Below are 4,124 nucleotides of genomic sequence, written 5' to 3'. Positions count from 1 at the left end.
CCAGCCGGGTCATCTTCAGCCGAATCTCGCGCTGCCGCTGGTCGCGGACCGCCGCGTCGGTGTCGGCGGCCTGCTTCGCGGTACGGAACGACTGGATGATGGCCTCCTGCAACTCCTCGGTCAGCGCGGTGAAGTGGTCCCGGAGCATCCGCTGCACCTGCCGGGTGGTGTCCCGGCATTCCTTGGTCGTCCGGACGAAGAAGTCGTCGACGTGCCGCTGGACCGCCGTCTTGACGGTTGCCTGCCGGCGGCGGAGCAGCTGCCTGCTCTCGTCCCGGATGCTCTTGCCGCCGAAGAGCGCGCCGGCGCCGATCGAGACCGGGTTGATCATCGGCATGCCGGCCAGCGTCATCACCAGGCCGAACATCAGCAGGCCACCGTAGGAACCCTTCATGCCGGTGATCGCCTTCTGGCTCACGGTGAACCGGTCGATGGTCGGGCGCTCGATCTCCGGCAGCCGGTCCAGGAGATCCTCCGGCACCGTCATGGACCAGGGCGGCAGCACGTCGTAGCCGTACCGGGCGAAGTTGCCGGCGACCCGCCGGGCGGCGAAGTCGCAGCGCTGCGCCAACCACTCGTGGTTCGCCTCCGCCGCCTCGACCAGGCTTTGTTGCAGCCACTCCTGGAAGGTGTCCCAGGCGACCAGCGGATCGGCCGTGTCGAACGCCTCGTCGACCATCCGCAGGATCTGCCGGGTCCGGTCGCGCAGGTCGTACTCGATGTCGGAGAGCAGGTCGGCCATCTCGTCGGCGAGGGTGTTCTGCCAGCGGGTGGAGCAGCGGCGCAGTTCGTCGACCTCGCGCTGGGCCACGTGCAGCCGGGAGATCGGGCCGGACTGCTCCTCCGCCTCCTGGCTCTCCAGCTCGGCGCGCAGCGGCGCGGCGAGCTGCTCCACGACGGTGCGGGCGATCATCGCGACCGAGGCCCGGGCCAGCACGTCGGCCTTGCCGGTCAGGTCCCGCTGCAGGCGGGCGATCAGCAGCGGGAAGCCCGACTCGGCGTTGAGCCCGTGGTCGTCGGCGGCCGCCGCGCGCAGCCGCAACGCCGCCGAGACGGGGATCAGCGCCGCCGGTACGCCGGCCTCGGCCAGGTGCTGCCGATTGCGCTCGGCGACCGCGCGCCAGTCCGGCACCAGGTCGGTCTTGGTCTGCACCACCGCCACGTTCGGATGCTGCCGGGTGACGTGCAGCAGCATGTTCAGCTCGGCCACCGACAGTTCCCGGGTCGAGTCGGAGACGAGCAGCACCGCGTCGGCGTGGTGGAGCGCGGCGGGCGGGGCGGCGGCGCCCAGCACGGCCACCTCGTCGCGCCGGGTGTGTCCACCAGCATCAGTCCGGCGCCGAGCAGCGCGCGCGGCAGTCCGATCTCGACGTACGCCGGACGCCGCCGGGCCGGCGGCCGAGCGTGCCGGCCACCCCGGCGGCGATCTGGTCCAGCGGCACGGGGGTCCGCTCGGCGGGCACCGGAACGGACGTGCCGGCGGCCCGCCCCGGCGCGGACGCGGCCTGGACCACCGTGGCCGACGCGACCTCGGCGTGCTGCACCACCGTCGGCAGGACGGTGGTGCGCCCGTCGCCGACCGGGCACACCGGCGCGTTCACGATCGCGTTGACGAGTTGGCTCTTACCCTGGTTCGGTTCGCCGATGACCAGGACGCGCAGCTTCGGGTCGAGCAGCTGAGCCCGCTTCTGCCGGACCGCCAACAATAGGTCCGCCCGTCCGTGCTCGCGGCACGTACGGGCGATCTCGTCGAGCGCGTCCAGCCAGATCCCCGCCATCACCGCACCAAGTGTGCGGATTTCGGATCAATTATCAAGAGGGGATCTGCGCCGAAACAGGGAGAAAGCCGGATCGGCAGTGCCGATCCGGCTTTCCGCTCCCGTCGGACCCCGGTCAGAGCAGACCGTCGCCGAGGCCCAGCAGCCCGCCGCCGGCCGACGCGGAAGCGTCGCCGTGGATCCCGGCGTGGCCGTCCACACCGTCGGTGACGTCACCGGTGACGCTGCCCACCGTGCCGGTGACGCCGGACAGGACGCCATCCACCTGGTGGGTCACGCCGCCCACCGTGGACGGCACGTCGACGTCCGGGACCACGCCGCCGGAGTCGCTGATGCCGAGCCCGCCCAGGGTGTCGTCTACGCCGAGTGGGCCGACGACACCGGCGACCTGGCCCTGGGTGCCGGAGAGCGTGCCGCCGAGCAGTCCGTCGCCGCCGAGCAGCCCGTGACCGCCGAGCAGACCGTCCGGGGTGCCGAGCAGACCGGCGTCGGTGCCGTCGAGCAGACCGTCCGGGTGGCCCACGGTGCCGGCCACGTCGCCGACCACCGGGTCGGCCGCGGTGTCCACCACGCCCACCACGTCGGCGTCGAGGGTGTGTGCGACGTCGTGCACGCCGATCAGGTCGGTGTCGACGCCGCCCGGCCCGACGCCCAGGCCGATCCCGGGCAGCACGGCCGCCCCGGCGGCGACGCCCGTCGGGTCGACGGCGATGGCGCCCAGGACGCCGGCCTTGACGTCCACACCGGAGTAGGAGCTGCCGATGGCGATGTCCTGCGGCACGGACTGGAGCTGGGCGACGACGCTGGTGGTGTCGGCCAGCAGCGGGTCGACCCCGAGCTGCCCGGCCACCGCGGTCACCGGCGCGAGCCCGTTCACCGGTGCGTAGTCCACGACCAGCGGGACCACGTCCTGCACGTCGGCGGCGGTGATGTCGGTGAGCCCGGCGGCCTGCAGCGCGCCCTCCGGGTCGAGTTCGAACGCCGACTTGGCGTCGGGGTCGGTCAGCAGGTTGAGCACGAAGTCGTGCAGGGTCTGGTCCATGTGCCGGTTCTCCTCGGACGTTGGCGTCAGCCACCGTTGATCGTCGACAGCGACGCTATGGGAGCGGGCCGGCACGGTCATCGGGGATCTGCCCGCAATCCGCCCCGCCCCATTAGGGTGCTTTCCGCCTCGCCTGTTAGGGGGACTGGGGGGCCCGGGCCGGCCAGAGTTAGGGTCCCGATGCCGGAGTGATCTCTGGTACGAACGTAGGAGCCCACGGGGTTCCGCCGGGGTGGGTCGCCGCACGGTGTCGCACCGTCGCCACCGGCCGGCCAACTCACGGTGAAGGAAGAAAACGGATGCCGTACGTCCTGGGGATCGACATCGGAAGCACCAACACCGCGGCCGGCGTGGCCCGGCGGCGGGGTGCGACCTGGGCGCGACCCGAGGTGGTCGCGCTGGACGGCGGGTCGGCGACCGTACCGTCGGTGCTGCACCTGGCCACGGACGGGTCGCTCGTGGTCGGTGCGCCGGACGGTGGGGACGGGAGCCGGACGGCACGGGGGTTCGTCCGCCGGGTCGGCGACGACGTGCCCCTCCTGCTCGCCGGTGAGCCGTTCCCGCCGCAGGTGCTGACCGCGGTGCTGGCGGAGTGGGTGGTGCAGCGAGTCCTCGACCGCGAGGGCGAGCCCGCCGAGGCCGTCGTGCTCAGCCACCCCGCGGGCTGGGGAGGGCACCGGCGGGAGCTGCTGCACAGCGCCCTGTGGCAGCTCGGCCTGGGCAACGTGACGCTGCTTCCCCGCACGGTCACGGTGGCCGAGAGCCACGCGGCGCGCGGCTTCCCGGGCAGCACGGCGGCCGTCTACGCCCTGGGGGGCAACACCTTCGAGGCGGCCTTGGTCCGCCGCACCCCGCGCGGCACCTACGAGACCTTCGGCTTTCCCCAGGGGCTGGACTGGATCGGCGGCGCCGACTTCGACGAGGCGCTGGCGGAGCACGTGCGTACCGTGCTCGCCCGGGAACTCGCCGCGGCCGGACGCCGGGAGACGCACGCCGCGCTGCGCGGACTGCTGCCCGAGTGCGACCGCGCCAAGCGCGAACTGACCGTCGGGACGGAGACCGACGTGCTGCTGACCCTGCCGAACGGGCCGGTCCGGGTGCCGGTGAGCCGGGTGCGGTTCGAGGACATGATCCGGCCGGCCGTGCAGGCGACCGTCGACCTGCTGGCCCGGACCGTCCACTCGGCCGGGCTGCGGCCGGCGGAGCTCGACGGCGTGCTGCTCGCCGGCGGCTCCACCCGCATCCCGCTGGTCGCCGAGCTGCTCGCCACCCGCATCCCGCTGGTCGCCGAGCTGCTCGCCGAG

4 protein-coding genes are annotated in these 4,124 nt (G+C 73.2%); 1 reads left to right on the top strand and 3 read right to left on the bottom strand.

The genetic code is table 11. The features are described 5' to 3' along the window. From JNW87_RS35640 to JNW87_RS35630, 3 genes are all read right to left on the bottom strand, one after another. Positions 1-1,294, bottom strand: a 1,294-nt coding sequence (locus JNW87_RS35640) for a Rab family GTPase (protein WP_238455217.1), incomplete at its 3' end; no start/stop codon positions are given. Between the two features lie 34 nt (positions 1,295-1,328). After that, positions 1,329-1,778, bottom strand: a complete 450-nt coding sequence (locus JNW87_RS35635) for a dynamin family protein (protein ID WP_238455216.1) — start codon at positions 1,776-1,778, stop codon at positions 1,329-1,331. Between the two features lie 115 nt (positions 1,779-1,893). Next, positions 1,894-2,820: an IniB N-terminal domain-containing protein gene (locus JNW87_RS35630; RefSeq protein WP_109802107.1), complete on the bottom strand. Its 927-nt coding sequence runs from the start codon at positions 2,818-2,820 to the stop codon at positions 1,894-1,896. A gap of 299 nt (positions 2,821-3,119) precedes the next feature. Here JNW87_RS35630 and JNW87_RS35625 point away from each other — a divergent pair. Beyond that, positions 3,120-4,124: Hsp70 family protein (locus JNW87_RS35625; protein WP_238455215.1), on the top strand; the 1,005-nt coding region annotated here is incomplete at its 3' end.

Origin of the sequence: Micromonospora sp. ATA51 (assembly GCF_016802855.1) — a bacterium.
Classification (GTDB): Bacteria; Actinomycetota; Actinomycetes; order Mycobacteriales; family Micromonosporaceae; genus Micromonospora; species Micromonospora sicca.
This window is presented reverse-complemented; position numbering and strand designations above follow the sequence as displayed.

What these genes read in the sequence shown, in the direction of transcription:
- JNW87_RS35635 (WP_238455216.1), bottom strand. Translation starts at nt 1,778, where the DNA reads ATGGCGGGGATCTGGCTGGACGCGCTCGACGAGATCGCCCGTACGTGC.
- JNW87_RS35630 (WP_109802107.1), bottom strand. Translation starts at nt 2,820, where the DNA reads ATGGACCAGACCCTGCACGACTTCGTGCTCAACCTGCTGACCGACCCC.